Raw genomic sequence first — 17,732 nt, 5'->3', positions numbered from 1 at the left:
AGAGCCTGGACAACGTTGTCAGGCTCGGGGGACACTGTCCAACGCACACTCCGGCCCACACCTCGCCGCACGACCGGACCGTTGCTCGTGCTCCATGTGTTGCCTCGTGCTCGCACATGGTCGTTCTCGGCGATTTTCTGATGTTTCAACGGGGAGATCCGACACTGATGCACACCGACCTCGTGGCCGCGCTCGACATCGGCGGCACCAAGATCGCGGGCGCGCTGGTGGACGGCCAGGGCCGGATCCTGGTCCGTGCCCAGCGGCCGACGCCCGCGCAGGAGAACGGTGAGACCGTGATGCGGGCGGTCGAGGCGGTGCTCGGTGAGCTCACCGCGTCCCCGCTGTGGCACCGCGCCGGCGCGGTGGGCATCGGCAGTGCCGGCCCCGTGGACGCCTCCGCCGGCACGGTGAGCCCGGTCAACGTGCCCGGCTGGCGCGGCTACCCGCTCGTCGCCAGGGTCCGGGACGCGGCCGGGGGCCTGCCCGTGGAGCTGATCGGCGACGGGGTGGCGATCACGGCCGCCGAACACTGGCAGGGCGCCGCCCGCGGCCACGACAACGCGCTGTGCATGGTCGTCTCCACCGGGGTCGGCGGCGGCCTGGTGCTCGGCGGCCGGCTGCACCCCGGGCCCACCGGCAACGCCGGCCACATCGGTCACATCAGCGTGGATCTCGACGGCGACCTGTGCCCGTGCGGTTCGCGCGGCTGCGTGGAGCGCATCGCGAGCGGCCCCAACATCGCCCGCCGCGCCCTGGACAACGGCTGGCGTCCGGGCCCGGACGGCGACACCTCCGCCGCCGCGGTGGCCGCCGCCGCCCGCGCCGGGGACCCGGTGGCCGTGGCGTCCTTCGAGCGGGCGGCCAGGGCGCTGGCCGCCGGGATCGCGGCCACCGCGACACTCGTCGAGATCGACATCGCCGTGATCGGCGGGGGCGTGGGCAAGGCGGGCGAGGTCCTCTTCGCCCCCCTCCGCAAGACCCTCACCGAGTACGCCACCCTGTCCTTCGTCCAGCGCCTCGCCGTGGCCCCGGCCCGGATGGGCACGGACGCGGGCCTGGTGGGCGCGGCGGCGGCAGCGCTGGCGGGCAGGACGGACACGGCGGTGGCGGGGGTCTGAGGACCGCGGGACGGCGGGCGGTCGGGGGCCGGGAACCGCGCGCGTGACCTCGGGGCCGTTCCGGCCGTTGTGGCGGGTATGAAGAAGCGCAGCATGCTGGCCATCGCCTCCCTCGCCACCGGTTTCGTCGTCGCGGCCGTCACCCCGTCGCACGCGGTCGCCGACGGTGCCGCCCCGCTCGGCGTCGACGACACCCTCGGCACCCTCGACCGGACCATCGCCGAGGACAACACCCTGGACCTGGACGTCGACCGGGGCACCAAGGCCTGACGAGACCCCTCACGGCACGGTCGTACGGCGTCGGCGGCCCCTGGGACCACAGGGGCGCCGGCGCCGTTCTCGTGCGTTCTCTCCCGGATCTGGTTTCCGTGGCAGGGTGGAGCGGGCAAGCCACAGGGGGCCAACAGAAGAGGGGGAAACGTGATCGTCTGGGTCAACGGCGCGTTCGGTGCGGGAAAGACCACCACCGCGCACGAACTGATCGAGCTGATCCCGAACAGCACGCTCTTCGACCCCGAGGTCATCGGCGGAGCACTGGAACGGCTGCTCCCGCCCAAGTGCCTCGCCGAGGTCGGCGACTTCCAGGACCTCCCGATCTGGCGACGACTCGTGATCGACACGGCGGCCGCGATGCTCGCCGAGCTCGGCGGGACCCTCGTGGTCCCCATGACCCTGCTGCGTCAGGAGTACCGCGATGAGATCTTCGGCGGGCTCGCCGCCCGGCGCATACCGGTGAGGCATGTCCTCCTCGCCCCGGCGGAAACGATCCTGCGTGAACGCATAGCCGCCCGTGAGTTCCCGGCGGACCTCCCCGACGGAGAGATACACGTCCGGCAATGGTCGTACGACCACATCGAGCCGTACAAGGCGGCCCTCGCCGCCTGGCTCACCGCCGACGCCTACCCGGTCGACAGCGGGACCCTCAGCCCCTACGAGACCGCCCTGCGGATAGCCGAGGCGGTCGGCAGCGGGGAGGCGCCGGCCTGTGACATCGTGCAGACGCCCGAGCCCACCGCCGAGACGGTCGCCGCCGGGGTGCTGCTCTTCGACGAGCAGGACCGGGTGCTGCTCGTCGACCCGACCTACAAGCCGGGCTGGGAGTTCCCGGGCGGGGTCGTGGAACGCGGTGAGGCCCCCGCGCGGGCGGGCATGCGCGAGGTCGCCGAGGAGACCGGGATCCGCCTCGACGACGTACCGGCGCTCCTCGTCGTCGACTGGGAGCCGCCCGCGCCGCCCGGATTCGGCGGCCTGCGGCTGCTCTTCGACGGCGGCCGTCTCGACTCCGCGGCCGCCGGACGCCTCCTGCTGCCCGGCCCGGAACTGCGCGGCTGGCGCTTCGCCTCCGAGGCCGAGGCCGCCGATCTGCTGCCCCCGGTCCGCTACGAACGGCTGCGCAGAGCCCTGCGGGCACGGGAACGCGGGAAGGCGATGTACCTGGAGGCCGGAGTGCCGGTCGGCTGAGCCCGGACCGGCGGACGCCTCTCACCGGCCTGCGGCCTCTCTCCCGGGGGAGTCCGAACGCCCAGCCGGGTCAGGGAGCCGTCCGGCTCGGGCGGGGCCGGGCCCGCCCGTGGTCCGTCGCCCTCCCCCGGGCAGAGCGACGGACCACGGCGATCAGTTCGCTCCGGACGCGTAGGCGCGCAGGAACAGTGCCTCCGTGACCGACAGCCGCTCGAGTTCGTCGGGGGACACGCTCTCGTTCACCGCGTGGATCTGCGCCTCCGGCTCGCTCAGGCCGATGAGCAGGATCTCCGCCTTCGGGTAGAGGGCGGCGAGGGTGTTGCACAGGGGGATCGAGCCGCCCTGGCCGGCGTACTGCATCTCCTGGCCCGGGTACGCCACCGCCATCGCGTCGGCCATGGCCTGGTAGGCCGGGCTGGTGGTGTCCGCGCGGAACGCCTGTCCCTGGCCGATCTGTTCGGTGCTCACCCGCGCACCCCACGGCGTGTGCGCCTCCACGTGCGCCCGCAGGAGCTTCGTCGCCTCGGCCGCGTCGACGCCCGGCGGCACCCGCAGGCTGATCAGCGCGCGGGCGCTCGCCTGCACCGACGGCGTGGCGCCGACCACCGGCGGGCAGTCGATGCCGAGCACGGTGACCGCCGGGCGCGCCCAGATGCGGTCGGCGACCGTGCCGGAACCGATCAGCTCCACACCGTCCAGCACCTTGGCGTCCTTGCGGAACTGCTCGTCGTCGTACCGCAGTCCGTCCCACGCCTCGTCGCCGGCCAGCCCGTCGACGGTCGTACTGCCGTCCTCGGCGCGCAGCGAGTCCAGTACGCGCACCAGCGCGGCCAGCGCGTCCGGCGCGGCCCCGCCGAACTGGCCGGAGTGCAGGTTGCCCTCCAGGGTGTCGATCCGCACCCGTACGAGCGTCATGCCGCGCAGCGTGGACGTGACCGTGGGCAGACCGGCGCGGAAGTTGCCCGCGTCGCCGATCACGATCGTGTCGGCCGTCAGCAGGTCGGGGTGCTCCTCGGCGTGCCGCTCCAGGCCGCCGGTGCCCTGCTCCTCCGAACCCTCGACGATCACCTTGACGTGCACGGGGACGCCGCCGTTCGCCTTCAGCGCCCGCAGCGCCAGCAGGTGCATGATCACGCCGCCCTTGCAGTCGGCGGCCCCGCGCCCGTACCAGCGGCCGTCGCGCTCGGTCAGCTCGAAGGGCGGGGTGGCCCAGCCGGCCTCGTCCAGCGGCGGCTGCACGTCGTAGTGCGCGTACAGCAGCACGGTCTTCGCGCCCTCCGGGCCCGGCAGGAAGCCGTACACCGACTGCGTGCCGTCCGGGGTGTCGAGCAGCGCCACGTCCTGGAAGCCCTCGGCGGTGAGCGCGTCGGCGATCCAGCGGGCGGCGCCCTCGCTCTCCTCGCGCGGGAACTGGTCGAAGTCCGCCACCGACTTGAAGGCCACCAGCTCGGCGAGCTCCTCCTTCGCCCTGGGCATCAGCGAGGCGACGGTCGCGGCGACCGGATTCGACGACATGGGCACGCTCCTTGTGGGTGCGACGTTGGAACTTCCGCGGACATCTTCGTACGAGATGATCGCGCGGTGTGCGTGAGGACCCGTGTACGGGGCACCCACGCCGCCGATCCTCCCACAGCGGCCCGAGGTGATCGCCGCCGTAGGATGCGGGAGGACATCAGCGGCAGGCGGCTGGATCGGGAGCAGTAGACCATCGTGAGCAGCGAGAACTCTTCGGCGGACGACGTACAGCAGGTGTGGGACGTCGTCGTGGTGGGCGCGGGACCCGCGGGGGCCTCGGCCGCCTACGCGGCGGCGGTCGCGGGACGGCGCGTGCTGTTGCTGGAGAAGGCGGAGCTGCCGCGCTACAAAACGTGCGGCGGCGGCATCATCGGCCCCTCCCGCGATTCGCTCCCTCCCGGCTTCGAGCTGCCGTTCAAGGACCGGGTGCACGCGGTGACGTTCTCCCACAACGGCCGCTTCAGCCGCACCCGCCGCTCCCGGCAGATGCTGTTCGGGCTGATCAACCGGCCCGAGTTCGACCAGCAGCTCGTGGAGCACGCGCAGAAGGCGGGCGCCGAGCTGCGCACCGGCGTCGCCGTGCAGCGGGTGGAGCAGCACGGCTCGGCCGTACCGGACCGGCGCACGGTCGCCGTCGTCCTGCAGGGCGGCGGGACGGTGCTGGCGCGGGCCGTGGTCGGCGCGGACGGCAGTGCCGGCCGCATAGGGGCCCACGTCGGCGTCAAGCTGGACCAGGTCGACCTGGGCCTGGAGGCGGAGATCCCGGTGCCGGAGACGGTCGCCGAGGACTGGAAGGGGCGGGTGCTCATCGACTGGGGCCCGATGCCCGGCAGTTACGGCTGGGTCTTCCCCAAGGGCGACACGCTCACCGTCGGCGTGATCTCGCGGCGTGGTGAAGGCGCCGCGACCAAGCGCTACTTGGAGGACTTCATCGGACGGCTCGGCCTCGCCGGGTTCGAGCCGAGCATCTCCTCCGGCCACTTGACGCGCTGCCGCGCCGACGACTCGCCGCTGTCGCGCGGGCGGGTGCTGGTGTGCGGGGACGCGGCGGGGCTGCTGGAGCCGTGGACCCGCGAGGGCATCTCCTTCGCGCTGCGCTCGGGCCGGCTGGCGGGGGAGTGGGCGGTGCGGATCGCCGAGGCGCACGACGCGGTGGACACGCGCCGGCAGGCGCTGAACTACGCCTTCGCCGTCAAGGCGGGGCTCGGCGTGGAGATGAGCGTCGGCAAGCGGATGCTGGCGGCGTTCGAGCGGCGTCCCGGGGTGTTCCACGCGGTCCTCACCGGCTTCCGCCCGGCCTGGAAGGCGTTCAAGGACATCACGCAGGGCTCGACGACGCTCGGCGAGCTGGTCCGCACCCACCCGTTGGCGCACCGCGCGCTGATGGCGCTGGACCGGCGTCCCGCGGGCGACGAGGTCAGCTCCTGACGGTGATCCGGAAGACCGGGTGGTCCTGGGCGGCCGCGGCGATCTCCTCGTCGGAGGACCGGGCGGTGACCCCCTGGAAGTACTGGTTCACCTCCCAGCCCCACTTCTCCAGGTAGCCCCGCAGGATCGGGAGCTTCTCCTCGTCGGGAAGCTCCACGGCCGTGAAGGCGCGGACCTTGCGTCCCACGCGCAGCTCCCCGCCGCCGGCGGCGCGCATGTTGCGCACCCACTGGGAGTGACCGCGCGCCGAGACCAGGTACCGCTCGCCGTCGTGGGTGTGCGGGTTGACCGGGATGCGCTGCATCCGTCCGCTCTTGCGGCCGCGGACGGACATCTCCGCGGTTCCGGCGAGGCTGACGCCGTGCCGGGCCAGCCAGCCGATGACGCTGTTGAACCGGACGGCCAAGGGGCTGCCCTTGAGGTAGTACGGCGCGGACGATGACATCGGTGACTCCTGGGTCGACGTGGTGACGAGAGCGGCGCTCTCTTTTGTGAGCACTGCTCTCGCGGGGTGCCTTCAGTCTGCACGATGCCGGTGCGGCAAAGCAAGAGCACTGCTCTCGTTTTTGTGCGCTGCTCTTTTCTGTGTGCATCGCTCTCGATTGCCTACGTCGCTCTCATCTGCGTTCGCCGCTCTCGCTTGTGTGCGCTGCTCTCGCCTGCGTTCGCCGCTCTCGCTTGTGTGCGCTGCTCTCGCCTGCGTTTGCCGCTCTCGTTTGTGTGCACTGCTCTGGATTCGTGGAACACTGGCCCGCATGAGCAGCACCGCACATGGCGCCCGTGCCCGGGCCAGGATCGAAGTCACCGCGGCCATCAAGGAAGAGGCCCGCAGCCAGCTCGCGAAGGAGGGTGCCGTCAAGCTCTCGCTGCGGGCCGTCGCCCGCGAACTCGGCATGGCCTCCTCCGCGCTCTACCGCTATTTCCCCAGCCGTGACGACCTGCTGACCGCGCTCATCATCGACGCCTACGACTCCCTCGGCGCGGCGGCCGAAGCGGCCCGGGACACGGCCGCCGACGTCGGACCGGTGCGGCGCTGGACCGCCGTGTGCGAGGGCATGCGCCGCTGGGCGCTCGGGCACCCGCACGAGTACGCGCTGATCTACGGCACGCCGGTGCCCGGCTACACCGCGCCCGAGACGACCGTGCCGGCCGCCGCCCGCTCCGTTCTCGTCGTCATCGGCATCCTCCGCGAGGCGCATCAGGGCCTCGGCCTCGCCAAGCCCCCGCTGCCGGCCGAGCTGAGGCCCGAGGCCGTGCGCATGGCCGCCGACCTCGCCCCCGACCTGCCGCCCGAGGTGGTGGTGGCGATGGTGGCCGCCTGGGCCCAGTTGTTCGGGCTGATCGGGTTCGAGCTGTTCGGGCAGTTCAACCGGGTGGTGGAGGACCGCGACACGTTCTTCCGCCACGCGGTGGGGCAGCTCGCGCACTCCGTGGGGCTGGTGTACCCGCAGCAGGGCCCCGTGGCCGCACCGGGCGGACCCGCCGTCGAGCCGTCGTAGGAGGCCGGGCGGACGGACGTACTCCGCCGGGAGTACATGTGATCACCACGCCGGGCCGACGCCGCACCGGGCGTCCGGCGTCTAGCGTGACGGACATGGACGAGCAGCGCGGACCCGGCGGCGGGCCGCCGGGGTGGTGGCGCCCGGGGCGGCCGTTCCGGCACGGCCCGTCCGGCGGGATCCGCCGGGCCCACGAGGACGACGGGGTTCTTGGAGCACACGGAGCCCACGGAGCCGCAGCCACCGACGGCGGTGAGAACCGACGCTCCCGGTGGCCCTGGCGCTCCACCGTGCTGCTCACGGTGTTCGTGCTGGTCGGCTCCGGCTTCGCCGAGCACGCCCAGGAGGGCGAGCGGGTCGCCCTGGACCCCTTCGGGCGGATCCTGCTGTTCCTGGCGGGCGCGCTCCTGCTGTGGCGCGGGCGTCGTCCCGTGCCCGTCGTGTTCGCCACCGTGGCCGCCGTCCTGCTCTACACCGGGGCCGGATACCCGTACGGACCGGTGTTCCTCACCGTCGCCGTCGCCTGCTTCAGCGCCGTCGTCTCGGGGCACCGGCATGCCGCGTGGGCGGCGATGGGGACGTTCTGGGCGGGACATGCGCTGATCACCCATGTGCTGTACGGATGGCTGCCGCCCTCCGGCGACGAGGAGCCCTCCTGGAACCAGGAGATCGTGATCGCCACCTGGGTGGTGGCGCTCGTGGCGGTGTCGGAACTGGCCCGGACCCGTCGTGAGCAGTGGGCGCGGGAGCGGGCCGAGCGGGCCCGGGCGGCACGGCGGCGCGCGGACGAGGAGCGGCTGCGGATCGCCCGCGAACTGCACGACGTCCTCGCGCACAGCATCTCCGTCATCAACGTGCAGGCGGGCGTCGGTCTCGCCCTGCTGGACAGCGACCCGGAGCAGGCGCGCAGCGCGCTCACCACCATCAAGGCCAAGAGCAAGGAGGCGCTCGGGGAGGTGCGTCAGGTGCTCGACACGCTGCGCGCGCCGGGCGCCGCGCCGCGCGCCCCGGCGCCCGGCCTGGACCGGCTGCCCGAGCTGGTGGAACAGGCCGCGAGCGCGGGCCTCACCGTGACGGTCGAGGGGGAGCCGCCGCACCTGCCGCCCGGCGCGGACCTGGCGGCCTTCCGCATCGTCCAGGAGGCCCTCACCAACGTCGTACGGCATTCGGGCTCGCGCGAGGCACGGGTGCGGATCGAACGGGACGCGGGGCGGCTGCGGCTGCGCGTCGACGACGACGGGCCCGCCACCGGAGCCGACGCGGGCGGCAGCGGGAACGGGCTCGCCGGGATGAGGGAGCGGGCCGCCGCGCTGAAGGGCACCATCGAGGCGGGCCCGCGCCCGGACGGCGGCTTCCGGGTGCTCGCCGTACTGCCGATCGAGGCCGAGGAGGACCGGTGATCCGCGTACTGCTCGCCGACGACCAGTCACTGGTCCGGGCGGGATTCCGCGCGCTGCTGGACGCGCAGCCGGACATCGAGGTGGCGGGGGAGGCGCCCGACGGCGCTGAGGCCGTGCGGCTGATCCGCGAACTGCGGCCCGACGTCGTGCTGATGGACATCCGGATGCCCGCACTCGACGGCCTGGCCGCCACCCGCCGCGTGACCGAGGACAAGGACCTGGGGGACGTGAAGGTGGTCATGCTCACCACCTTCGAGCTCGACGAGTACGTCTTCGAGGCGATCCGCTCGGGAGCCTCGGGCTTCCTGGTCAAGGACACCGAGCCGGAGGAACTGCTGCGCGCGGTGCGGGCGGTGGTGGAGGGTGACGCCCTGCTCTCGCCGGGGGTGACCCGCCGGCTGATCGCCGAGTTCGCGGCCCGTTCCAAGGAACCGGCCGCCGCCGGCGCCCTGTCCGGGCTCACCGAGCGGGAGCGGGAGGTCATGGCGCTGGTCGGCATCGGCCTGTCCAACGAGGAGATCGCCCGCCGTCTGGTGGTCAGCCCGCTCACCGCGAAGACCCACGTCAGCCGCACGATGGTGAAACTGGGTGCCCGCGACCGGGCCCAACTGGTGGTGCTGGCCTACGAGTCGGGGCTGGTGCGGCCGGGCTGGCTGGGCTGACCCGCCCGCCGGAACCGGACCAGTACGGCGACCGTGCGGACGGCGAACAGGACCGTCGCGAGCATCACCCCGGTGTGGCGCAGCACCGTCTCGAAGGCGCCCGGCAGCTCGAAGAGCAGCACCGGTCCCGCCACGGCCCCGAGGACGACCGCCGCCGCGAACGCCGCGCTGCACAGCGCGTACCCGATCTCGACGGTGACCGCGTCCCGCTCCGCCCGGCTCCGCCGTCCCCCGTACCCCGTCATGCCCGCCCCCCGCATCCGGCCACCCGAGGAGTCGAACAGACGTGCGCCCCGGCGGGCAAGGAACCCGGCCGGGGCGCACGCACCGGAGACGGTCCCGGCCGCGGGCGCCGACGCACGCCGCCTCCGTCTGCCGGCCGGTGGACTCGGTCACGACCACGGACCGGCCACCCTCGCGGCGAGGTGCCCCGCAGCCGGGGCCGGCGTCCGTCGGGGACGGGGGTGGTGCGTGGAGAGAAGGTGTGCTCGGAAGACTCGTACGCACATGCCTGCTACGGTGCGCCCATGGCGGCGAAGCAGGCCGAACAGGCGCTCGTGGAACGGTGGCGGGACGTGCTCGCGCTGCATGCGCGCACCCAGTGCGAGATCGACCGCGCCCTGCACGGACACGGCCTGTGCGCCAGCGACTTCGAGGTCCTCGACGTCCTCGCGCAGGGCCCCGGACCGGGCGGCTGCGCCTACCGCGTCCAGGAGATCTCCGAGCACGTCCATCTCAGTCAGAGCGCCCTCTCCCGGCTGGTCGCCCGGCTGGAGAGGGAGGGCCTCGCCGAGCGCGGGACGTGCCCGGAGGACCGGCGGGGAGTACGGGTGTCGCTCACGGCGAAGGGGCGCGCGCTGCACGGCGAGGTACTGCCCGTGCAGCGCGCGGTGCTGGCCCGGATGCTCTCCGACGGCTGACCGGCGGGGCCTCAGCCCACGGCGGACGTCTCCCGCCACAGCGCGGCGAGCTCCGGATCACCCGACACCGCCGGTATCGGCACCCGGTTCCACAGCGCGAGATACAACTGATCGGCGGGTCCGGCCAGTTCGCACTCCGCGTCCCCGGCCGCGTCCCGGCTGGTCACGGGCGGTTCCTGGGACAGCCGTACGGTCCACACCGCGTCCGCGTCGGTCGCGCGCACCCGCAGGACGCGGGGTGCCCGGGTGCGCACCCGGCTTTTGGGCCGTGCGTGGAACCCGCGCAGCAGCTCGTCGACACCGTCCACGGCGAAATCCGTGGCGACCGGCGACGGCGTGCCGCCGCGTGCCGACTCGGCGTCGAACCGGTGGACGGTCGTCTCGTGCGCCTGCCGACGGGCCCAGAACGCGAGCGAGGAGGGCGGTCCGGGCAGAAAGGTGAAGCACTCCACGCCGGGCGCCGCCCCCGCCAGGGTGTCCACCAGGCGGCGGTGACCGTCGCGGTACCAGGCCACGAGCGCGGGGCCGTCCAGCGCGGGGTGTTCACCCATCGGACGCGGCGCGGCGTGCCCGTCCGCGACGAAGGCCGCGGCCCACCGGTGCACCACACCGGTGTGCCGGACCAGGTCCCGCGTACGCCACCCCGGGCAGGTCGGCACGGCGGCGTCCGTGCCGGCCCGCTCCGCGGCGTCGGCCAGCAACTGGCCCTCTTTCTCCAGTGTTTCCAGGAACCAGGCAGTGTCCATGGGCAGGAGTCTGCCGTACGGACGCCCGGCCGGGTCTACGGGAGCGGGGTCCCGCCCGTCGCGTTCACGATCTCCGCGGTGATGTACGACGCCTCCTGCGAGGCGAGGAACACGTACGCCGGAGCCATCTCGGCCGGCTGGGCCGGACGTCCGATGGGCGCCTGCTTGCCGAACTCCGCGGTGTCCGGCAGGGTCGCCGGGATCAGTGGCGTCCACACCGGCCCCGGCGCCACGGCGTTGACCCGGATGCCCCGCTCGATCAGCATCTGCGCCAGCCCCTGGGTGAACGTGACGATGGCGCCCTTCGTGGTGGCGTAGTCCAGCAGGTGCGGGCTCGGCTTGTAGGCCTGCACGGAGGCCGAGTTGATGATGCTGCCGCCCTCCCGCATGTGCGGCACGGCCAGCTTGCACAGCCAGAACATGCCGTACAGGTTGGTCCGCATCACGCGGTCGAACTGCTCGGTGGAGATCGCCTCGATGCCGTCGGGCTGCGACATCTGGTACGCCGCGTTGTTCACCAGGATGTCGATCCGGCCGAACTCCGAGACCGCGCGGTCGATCAGCGCCCGGCAGTTCTCCTCCTCCCGGACGTCGCACGCGACGGGCACGGCCCGCCGGCCGGCCTCCTCCACCCACCGCGCGGTCTCGGCGGCGTCGTCCTTCTCGCTGTCCAGGTACGTGAAGACCACGTCGGCGCCCTCGCGGGCGAACGCCAGGGCGACCGCCCGGCCGATCCCCGAGTCCCCGCCCGTGATCACGGCCGTGCGGTCCGTCAGCCGGCCGCTGCCCCGGTAGGAGTCCTCCCCGTGGTCCGGCGGCGGGTCCATGGGACCGGTCCAGCCGGGATGCGGCTGGTCCTGGGACGGGAAGTCGGGGGTCGGGTGCTGCTCGACGGGATTCTGCTGCTCGGTCACGGTCTCTCCCGGGTCCGTGGAGGGGCGGTCGTGCGGTCGGCGCCCGCCGGCGGAGAACCGGCGGACGTCGTCGTCCGGGTACCCCGGCACCGCGCATCCGATCCGGCCCTCCCCGACGCCACCCGGACGGCCGGGGGACCGGACGGAGTCAGTCCGCGCGCACGTGGCGGGTGGCGAAGCCGATGGCGGTGGCCACCGCCGCCAGGACCGCCACGCTGGTCAGCGCGGCCGGGAGGCTGAACCAGTCCGCCATGAAGCCGATCGCGGGCGGGCCGAGCAGCATGCCGCCGTAGCCCAGGGTGGAGGCGGTGGCGACCCCGCTAGGACCTGCGAGCGCGCCCGCCCGCTCGACGGCCACGGGGAACAGGTTCGCGAGCCCGAGGCCGGTGACCGCGTAACCGAGCAGGGCCGCCCACAGGGACGGCGCGAGCGCGCCGAGCAGCATGCCGGCCGCCGCGGTGGAACCGCCGGCGAGGACGGTACGGGTCCGGCCCAGCCGTTCCAGCAGCGTCGTCCCGGAGAGCCGTCCGATCGTCATGGCCAGCGCGAAACAGGAGTACCCGACGGCCGCGGCACCCGGCGAGGCGCCGAGGTCCTCCTCCAGGTGGAGCGCGCCCCAGTCGGCCAGCGCCCCTTCGCCGTACGCGGTGCACAGCGCGATGAGCCCGAAGACGATCACCAGTGTGCGGGTACGGCGGTCCGGCCGGCGCGGGGCGCCCTGCCCGGTCCGTCCCGCGCCCGCCGGGGTCAGTGGCTCGCACCGCATCAGCGCCCGCCCCGCGACGGCCGTCACGAGCAGCCCCACGGCGGCGAGCCCCCACAGATGCCGGGTGGGCGACAGCGAACCGGCGACCAGGGCGCCCAGCCCCGCGCCGATCATGCCGCCCAGACTGAACGCGGCGTGGAAGCTCGGCATGACGGGCCGCCCCAGCGCGGCCACCAGATCGACGGCGGCACTGTTGAAGGCGACGTTGATCCCGCCGTACGCCGCGCCGAACAGCAGCAGTACGGTGCCGAGCGCGAGGGCGGAATGGGTCAGCGGAGGCAGCCCGACGCTCAGACAGAGCAGGATCGCGCAGACGACGGTGACGAGATGGCTGCCGTACCGGCGGCACAGGCGGCCGGTGAGCGTCATGGTGATCACGGCCCCGGCGGAGACGCCGAGCAGGGCCAGGCCGAGGGCGCTCGCGGAGGCGCCGGTCTGTTCCTTGACGGCGGGGATGCGCACCACCCAGCCGGCGAAGACGAAGCCGTCGAGGGCGAAGAAGGCGGTCAGGGCGAGACGGAGTCGGACGAGGTCGGTACCCGGCACCACACTGTGCGAACGGGTTTTGTTTATCAGTGGCACAAAGTCAGGCTAGGCAGTGTCGCGGCCTGCGGCAAGAGAGGCCGGGAAGGGGCGGACGCGGCCGGTGTGCCGCCGGAGGAGTGAGGACGTTAACCCGTGTGATCGCCCCGGATGGTGAGGCCGGGCGCTGTGGACGAACGTGGGCCGTGCCGGAGACCGGGACATCCGTGCTGACGAGGAGTCAGCTGCCCAGTCTCCCGTGGAAGGACTCCCAGATGCGCTCTGCCCGCATGGTGCTCGCCACCGCGACGGCCACGGCGGCCCTCGCGATTGCCGCGCCCGCAGCCTACGCCGACCACTCGGGCGACGGAGGCTACGACAAGTCTTCTCACAGCAAGGAGTACGACGAGGAGAGCAAGGAAGAGGAGTACGGCAAGGAGAGCAAGGAAGAGGAGTACGGCAAGGAGAGCAAGGAAGAGGGGTACAGCGAGGAGAGCAAGGAAGAGGAGTACAGCGAGGAGAGCAAGGAAGAGGAGCACGGCAAGGAGAGCAAGGAAGAGGGGTACGACGAGGAGAGCAAGGAAGAGGAGCACGGCAAGGAGAGCAAGGAAGAGGAGCACGGCAAGCACGACAAGCCGCACGGCGGCGTGCACACGGGCGGTGGGGCCCTGGCGGCCGTGAACGAGGAGGACTGGGGCACCGCCAAGGACCCGAAGTACGACCCCGAGACGTACAAGGAGAAGGACGACTCGGGCAGCGAGGAGTCCTACGGCGGCAAGCAGGACAAGGAGTGGAGCAAGGAGGAGAAGCCGCGCGGCGGGATGCACACCGGTGGCGGCGGACTCGCCGACCCCGGTGTCACCACGGGCGGTCTGGCCGCACTGGCGGTCCTCGGCGCCGGCGCATACGCGCTGCGCCGTAAGAAGGCCGCCGGGAGCGTGGCCTGAGCCATGCCCGGCTCCATAGACGGGGCCGTCGTACGTGCCCCGCACGTCATGACGGCCCCGCTCGTTCGTCCGTGTGCCGTGTCCGAATGAGGTGGTCCCCCCGATGCCGGCCAGTCCCCCTTCTCCCCTCGAAACCGATCAGGCGTCGCCGACGCGGCGGAGGCTGCGCGCCGCCATGACGGCGGTCTTCTGGAGCGGAGCCGGCCTGCTGCTGGCCGCGACGCTGATGGGCGGCGGGGAGGACCCTCCCGACGACGCGCACGGCCCGCGCGCGGCATCCGCGGTCTCCGCCGCACCGTCCGCCGCGAGCACCTCGACCACCCGTGAACCGGCGGCCGAGCACCTGCCGCGCTCCGAGCCGAAGCGGCTGCTCATCCCCGACATCGGCGTCGACGCCCCCTTCACCGACCTCGCCATCGACAGCAAGGGCCGGCTCGAACCACCGCCGCCCCACAACACCAACCTGGTCGGCTGGTACGCCAAGGGCGTCTCCCCGGGCGAACGCGGTACGGCGATCATCGCCGGGCACGTGGACACGACGACGTCCCCGGCCGTGTTCGCACGGCTCAGCGAACTGAAGAAGGGCGACCGTTTCCGGGTGCTGCGCGCCGACGGCGGCAAGGCGACGTTCGTGGTGGACGAGAAGGAGTACTTCGAGAAGGACGACTTCCCCGACGATCGTGTGTACGCCGACACTCCCGACGCCCAGGTGCGGCTCATCACCTGCGCCGGGGAGTACGACCGCGCCGCCAAGGACTACACCGAGAACCTGGTGGTCTTCGCCCATCTCGTCTGAACCGGCTGCCCGGAAGGGGGAGGACGCCTTCCGGGCAGCGGTCCGTCAGGCCACGGAGCAGTCCGCGCCGTTCAGGCCGAACGCCGTGGGACTGGGGTTCGCGCCGGTCCACGAGGCCGTGAAGCCCAGGGAGACCGAGCCGGACGCGGGGATCGACGCGGTGTACGGGGCGGAGGCGACGCTGACCTCGGAACCGCCCTGCGTCGGTGTGCCGCCCCACATGGTGGTGATCCGCTGGCCGGCCGGGAAGGTCCAGGTCAGCGTCCAGCCGTTGACCGCCGAGCTGCCGGTGTTGCGGACGGTGACCTCGCCCTGGAAGCCGCCGGGCCACTCGCCGGTCACCCGGTAGCCGATCTCGCAGGCGCCCGTCGTGCCGCCGGAGGACGTGGTGACGGTCACCGTGGCGGAGCGCTGCGAGCGGTTGCCGGCGGCGTCCCGGGCGTAGACGGCGAAGGTGTAGGCCGTGTCCGCGGTGAGGCCGGTGACGGTGGCGGAGGTGCCGGCCGTCGTGGTGACGACGGTCTCCGCGCCGCCGCTGATCCGCACGACGTCATAGCCCGTGACACCGTTCGCGTCGGTGGCGGCGCCCCAGGTGAGGGTCGCGGACGAGGCGGTCACCGCCGAGGCGGCCGGGGTGCCGGGAGCGGTCGGGGCCGTGGTGTCGTCGCCCGGGCCGGATCCGTAGACCGCGGCCTCCTCGGACGTGGCCGCGATGCCGTCGGCGCCGTTGAAGAGACGCTCGCCCCAGCCGGTGAGCCGGTTCGGGTCGAAGTCCGTGACCATGTCGAGGTACTCGACGCCGCCGCCGTTGCCGCTCCAGGACCAGCCGAGGTAGCCGAGGCCGAGCTGCCGGGTGACGGCCAGGATGGTGTCCTCGTCGGGGTCGCCGTCGGAGTGGTTGTGGCCGAACTCGCCCACCACGATGGGAAGTTTCGCCGAGACGAAGCGTCCCAGGTAGTCGCTGATCTCGGCGGCGGTGTCGAAGACGCCGTACATGTGGATGGAGAACACGGTGTTGGCGTCCGGGTCGGCGGCGAAGACCGAGGCGGCGTTGTCCCGCATCGTGAACGCCCAGTCCTGACCCCAGTTGGGGGCGTCGACCATCAGCGTGTGGTCGAACCCGGCGCCGCGCAGCTTCTGGATGGCGGCCTTGGTGTCGGCCGTCCAGGCCGTGTAACCGGTGTTGCCGTACGGCTCGTTGCCGATGTTGACGATGACGTGGTCCTCCTGGCCGGCCAGGGCGCTCTGGACGCTGATCCAGTAGTCGGCGGCCCGGGAGAGGGTGGCCGCTCCGCTCTGCTCGCCGTAGCCGGTGGTGTCGTGCACCTCCAAGACGCAGATCAGCCGGTTCCGCTTGCACTGCGCGACGACGTCTCCCACGTCGGAGGCGTCGTTACGGGTCCAGCGGTCGCCGCTGGAGAGGACGACGCGCACGGTGTTGGCGCCCTTGGCCTTGATGTGCGCCAGCGAGCCGATCCGGTCGGCGTACCAGGTGTGCGCGTGGTTGACGCCGCGCATCACGAAGTCGTTCCCGGACGCTTCGAGGAGCCGGCCGTTCTCGACGCGGAACCCGGTGGGCGCCGCGTGCGCCGGAGTGGTGAAGGCGAGGAACGGGAGGAGGAGTCCCAGGAGGGCGGCGAGCAGGCCGACGGCTCGTGGGGAGGGGGGCGTACGGGGTCTCATGGCGGCTCCGTGGAAGTGTGGTCGGCTGTCCTTGCTGTGCGTCGTGCGTCGGTCCGTGCCGTGCGTCAGGAGGTGGCCGTGCAGTCGACGGTCGCCGCCGGGGCCGGGGAGGTTGCCGGGGCGGTGGCGATGAAGCCGAAGGAGGCGCTCGCGCCAGGGGCCAGGGTTCCGTTCCAGTTCGCGTTGGTGACGGTGGCCGTGCCGTCGGCGGCCGTGCTCAGGGCGCCGTTCCAGACCTGGCCGACACGGGCGCCGCCGGCCGGTACGACCGTCACCGTCCAGCCCGTGACGGTCGCGGCCGAGGTGTTGCGTACCGTCACCTCGGCCTGGTAGCCGCCCTGCCAGGTGGAGACCGCGCGGAAGGACGCGGTGCAGGCGGCGTCGCCGGGCTCGTTCGGGTCACCGGGATCACCGGGGACGCCTTGGCCGAGAAGCGCGGCCAGGGCCGGGAACCAGCGCGCGGCGATCTTCTCGTCGCCGGCGTCGTTCGGGTGGACGCCGTCGTAGGTGTCGGTGGCCGTGTCGAACCCCGTCCACTGGTCGACCACGGTCACCGGGGAGCGGTCGGTGCTCGTCGCCGCGGCCCACGCGGGGATCCGGGCGTTGAGGTCGGCCACGCGCTGGGCGCAGGCGGCGCAGGTGCCGGGGTTCATGGGAATGATCTGGGCGACGAGGACCCGCATGTCCGGGTTGGACTCCCGCATCTCTCCCACGAGCCTGGTGTAGGCGGCGAGGACGCGGTCCGGGGAGACGTTGCTCCAGACGTCGTTCGTACCGAAGTGCATGACAACGATGTCCGGCAGCGTCGCCGCCAGCCGCGCGGGAAGCAGGTTCTGGTCCGCCACGTTGGTGACCAGTTCGCCGCCGTGCCCTTCGTTGTCCCCGTCGTGCGGCACGCCGCAGCCCTGTGCGGGCAGGGTGCCGACGAAGTCGACGTCCGTGTGCCCGGCGCCCAGCAGCCGGTTCCACAGCAGGGCCCGCCAGCAGCCGGGCGACCCGGTGATGGAGTCGCCCAGTGGCATGACGCGCACCGGGCCGGCCGCCGCCGGTGCGGCTGCCGCGGCCGGGGCGGCGGTCACGCCCACGGGGAGGAGCAGGGCGGCCAGCAGGCCGAGTGACGGAAGCGTGCGTATGCCCAGGAGGCGGATGTCGCGCATGGTTGTTCCCCTTCCCTGAAGGATGTGGGAGCGCTCCCATGCGGAACATCAAGCCATCGTTGTCATTGACGCGTCAAGAGGCCGGGGCGAGGTGGGTGCCACGAGAGGCCGGATTCCGCGCTGCGGGCTTCTCCGTCACCGGGTGCGATGAGAGGACCGGGCGGGGCGGGCCGCGACAGCCGTACGACGGTGACC

18 protein-coding genes are annotated in these 17,732 nt (G+C 72.8%); 10 read left to right on the top strand and 8 right to left on the bottom strand.

Going from position 1 to position 17,732, the window contains the following annotated elements:
- Positions 1 to 167 precede the first annotated feature (167 nt).
- The 3 genes from ACF1DX_RS16880 (at position 168) to ACF1DX_RS16870 (ending at position 2,582) form a co-directional block, all read left to right on the top strand.
- The gene (locus ACF1DX_RS16880) at positions 168 to 1,121 is read left to right on the top strand and encodes an ROK family protein (RefSeq protein ID WP_391791929.1); all 954 of its coding nucleotides are present in this window, start codon (positions 168 to 170) and stop codon (positions 1,119 to 1,121) included.
- A 78-nt stretch (positions 1,122 to 1,199) separates the two neighbouring features.
- On the top strand, positions 1,200 to 1,391 hold the full coding sequence (locus ACF1DX_RS16875) for a hypothetical protein (RefSeq protein ID WP_391791928.1): 192 nt from the start codon (positions 1,200 to 1,202) through the stop codon (positions 1,389 to 1,391).
- Positions 1,392 to 1,541: 150 nt separating this feature from the next.
- Positions 1,542 to 2,582, top strand: a complete 1,041-nt coding sequence (locus ACF1DX_RS16870; protein ID WP_391791927.1) for an NUDIX domain-containing protein — start codon at positions 1,542 to 1,544, stop codon at positions 2,580 to 2,582.
- Between the two features lie 153 nt (positions 2,583 to 2,735).
- On the opposite strand, the gene ACF1DX_RS16865 is transcribed toward ACF1DX_RS16870, so the two are convergent.
- Positions 2,736 to 4,097, bottom strand: coding sequence for a dipeptidase (locus ACF1DX_RS16865; protein ID WP_391791926.1), 1,362 nt, complete (start codon positions 4,095 to 4,097; stop codon positions 2,736 to 2,738).
- A 195-nt stretch (positions 4,098 to 4,292) separates the two neighbouring features.
- Here ACF1DX_RS16865 and ACF1DX_RS16860 point away from each other — a divergent pair, with 195 nt between their 5' ends.
- Entirely contained in the window at positions 4,293 to 5,525 is a 1,233-nt protein-coding gene (locus tag ACF1DX_RS16860) for a geranylgeranyl reductase family protein (RefSeq protein WP_391791925.1), read from the top strand.
- On the opposite strand, the gene ACF1DX_RS16855 is transcribed toward ACF1DX_RS16860, so the two are convergent.
- Positions 5,515 to 5,970, bottom strand: a complete 456-nt coding sequence (locus ACF1DX_RS16855) for a nitroreductase family deazaflavin-dependent oxidoreductase (RefSeq protein ID WP_391791924.1) — start codon at positions 5,968 to 5,970, stop codon at positions 5,515 to 5,517. The two genes, ACF1DX_RS16860 and ACF1DX_RS16855, sit on opposite strands and share 11 nt — an antisense overlap.
- A 310-nt stretch (positions 5,971 to 6,280) precedes the next feature.
- Between ACF1DX_RS16855 and ACF1DX_RS16850 the strand changes: the two genes are divergently transcribed.
- The 3 genes from ACF1DX_RS16850 (at position 6,281) to ACF1DX_RS16840 (ending at position 9,086) form a co-directional block, all read left to right on the top strand.
- Entirely contained in the window at positions 6,281 to 7,024 is a 744-nt protein-coding gene (locus ACF1DX_RS16850; RefSeq protein ID WP_391791923.1) for a TetR/AcrR family transcriptional regulator, read from the top strand.
- A 95-nt stretch (positions 7,025 to 7,119) separates the two neighbouring features.
- Complete coding sequence (locus ACF1DX_RS16845) at positions 7,120 to 8,424, top strand: sensor histidine kinase (RefSeq protein ID WP_391791922.1); 1,305 nt, start codon at positions 7,120 to 7,122, stop codon at positions 8,422 to 8,424.
- Positions 8,421 to 9,086: a response regulator gene (locus ACF1DX_RS16840; protein ID WP_391791921.1), complete on the top strand. Its 666-nt coding sequence runs from the start codon at positions 8,421 to 8,423 to the stop codon at positions 9,084 to 9,086. The genes ACF1DX_RS16845 and ACF1DX_RS16840 overlap by 4 nt, the downstream gene beginning before the upstream one ends.
- On the opposite strand, the gene ACF1DX_RS16835 is transcribed toward ACF1DX_RS16840, so the two are convergent.
- A complete protein-coding gene (locus ACF1DX_RS16835) occupies positions 9,047 to 9,331 on the bottom strand; it encodes a DUF6332 family protein (protein ID WP_391791920.1) in 285 nt (94 codons plus the stop codon). The two genes, ACF1DX_RS16840 and ACF1DX_RS16835, sit on opposite strands and share 40 nt — an antisense overlap.
- 282 nt (positions 9,332 to 9,613) lie before the next feature.
- Between ACF1DX_RS16835 and ACF1DX_RS16830 the strand changes: the two genes are divergently transcribed.
- Entirely contained in the window at positions 9,614 to 10,006 is a 393-nt protein-coding gene (locus tag ACF1DX_RS16830; protein WP_391791919.1) for a MarR family winged helix-turn-helix transcriptional regulator, read from the top strand.
- 11 nt (positions 10,007 to 10,017) lie between these two features.
- On the opposite strand, the gene ACF1DX_RS16825 is transcribed toward ACF1DX_RS16830, so the two are convergent.
- The 3 genes from ACF1DX_RS16825 to ACF1DX_RS16815 all read right to left on the bottom strand — a co-directional run bounded on the left by ACF1DX_RS16825 (position 10,018) and on the right by ACF1DX_RS16815 (position 12,978).
- Positions 10,018 to 10,752, bottom strand: coding sequence for a maleylpyruvate isomerase family mycothiol-dependent enzyme (locus tag ACF1DX_RS16825; RefSeq protein ID WP_391791918.1), 735 nt, complete (start codon positions 10,750 to 10,752; stop codon positions 10,018 to 10,020).
- A gap of 35 nt (positions 10,753 to 10,787) precedes the next feature.
- Positions 10,788 to 11,666 (bottom strand): SDR family oxidoreductase, encoded by an 879-nt coding sequence (locus ACF1DX_RS16820; protein ID WP_391791917.1) that lies wholly within the window; start codon positions 11,664 to 11,666, stop codon positions 10,788 to 10,790.
- 148 nt (positions 11,667 to 11,814) lie between these two features.
- A complete protein-coding gene (locus ACF1DX_RS16815; protein ID WP_391792139.1) occupies positions 11,815 to 12,978 on the bottom strand; it encodes an MFS transporter in 1,164 nt (387 codons plus the stop codon).
- Between the two features lie 251 nt (positions 12,979 to 13,229).
- Between ACF1DX_RS16815 and ACF1DX_RS16810 the strand changes: the two genes are divergently transcribed.
- The gene (locus ACF1DX_RS16810; protein WP_391791916.1) at positions 13,230 to 13,901 is read left to right on the top strand and encodes a hypothetical protein; all 672 of its coding nucleotides are present in this window, start codon (positions 13,230 to 13,232) and stop codon (positions 13,899 to 13,901) included.
- 175 nt (positions 13,902 to 14,076) lie between these two features.
- Positions 14,077 to 14,697 carry a class F sortase gene (locus tag ACF1DX_RS16805; protein WP_391791915.1) on the top strand — a complete coding sequence of 207 codons (621 nt, stop codon included), beginning with the start codon at positions 14,077 to 14,079 and terminating at the stop codon, positions 14,695 to 14,697.
- Positions 14,698 to 14,742: 45 nt separating this feature from the next.
- On the opposite strand, the gene ACF1DX_RS16800 is transcribed toward ACF1DX_RS16805, so the two are convergent.
- Both ACF1DX_RS16800 and ACF1DX_RS16795 read right to left on the bottom strand, forming a co-directional pair.
- Entirely contained in the window at positions 14,743 to 16,380 is a 1,638-nt protein-coding gene (locus ACF1DX_RS16800) for a cellulase family glycosylhydrolase (RefSeq protein WP_391791914.1), read from the bottom strand.
- Between the two features lie 65 nt (positions 16,381 to 16,445).
- Positions 16,446 to 17,537, bottom strand: a complete 1,092-nt coding sequence (locus tag ACF1DX_RS16795; RefSeq protein WP_391791913.1) for a GDSL-type esterase/lipase family protein — start codon at positions 17,535 to 17,537, stop codon at positions 16,446 to 16,448.
- Between the last annotated feature and the right edge of the window lie 195 nt (positions 17,538 to 17,732).

It is taken from the genome of Streptomyces sp. NPDC014676 (assembly GCF_043084105.1).
Taxonomy (GTDB): Bacteria; Actinomycetota; Actinomycetes; order Streptomycetales; family Streptomycetaceae; genus Streptomyces.
This window is presented reverse-complemented; position numbering and strand designations above follow the sequence as displayed.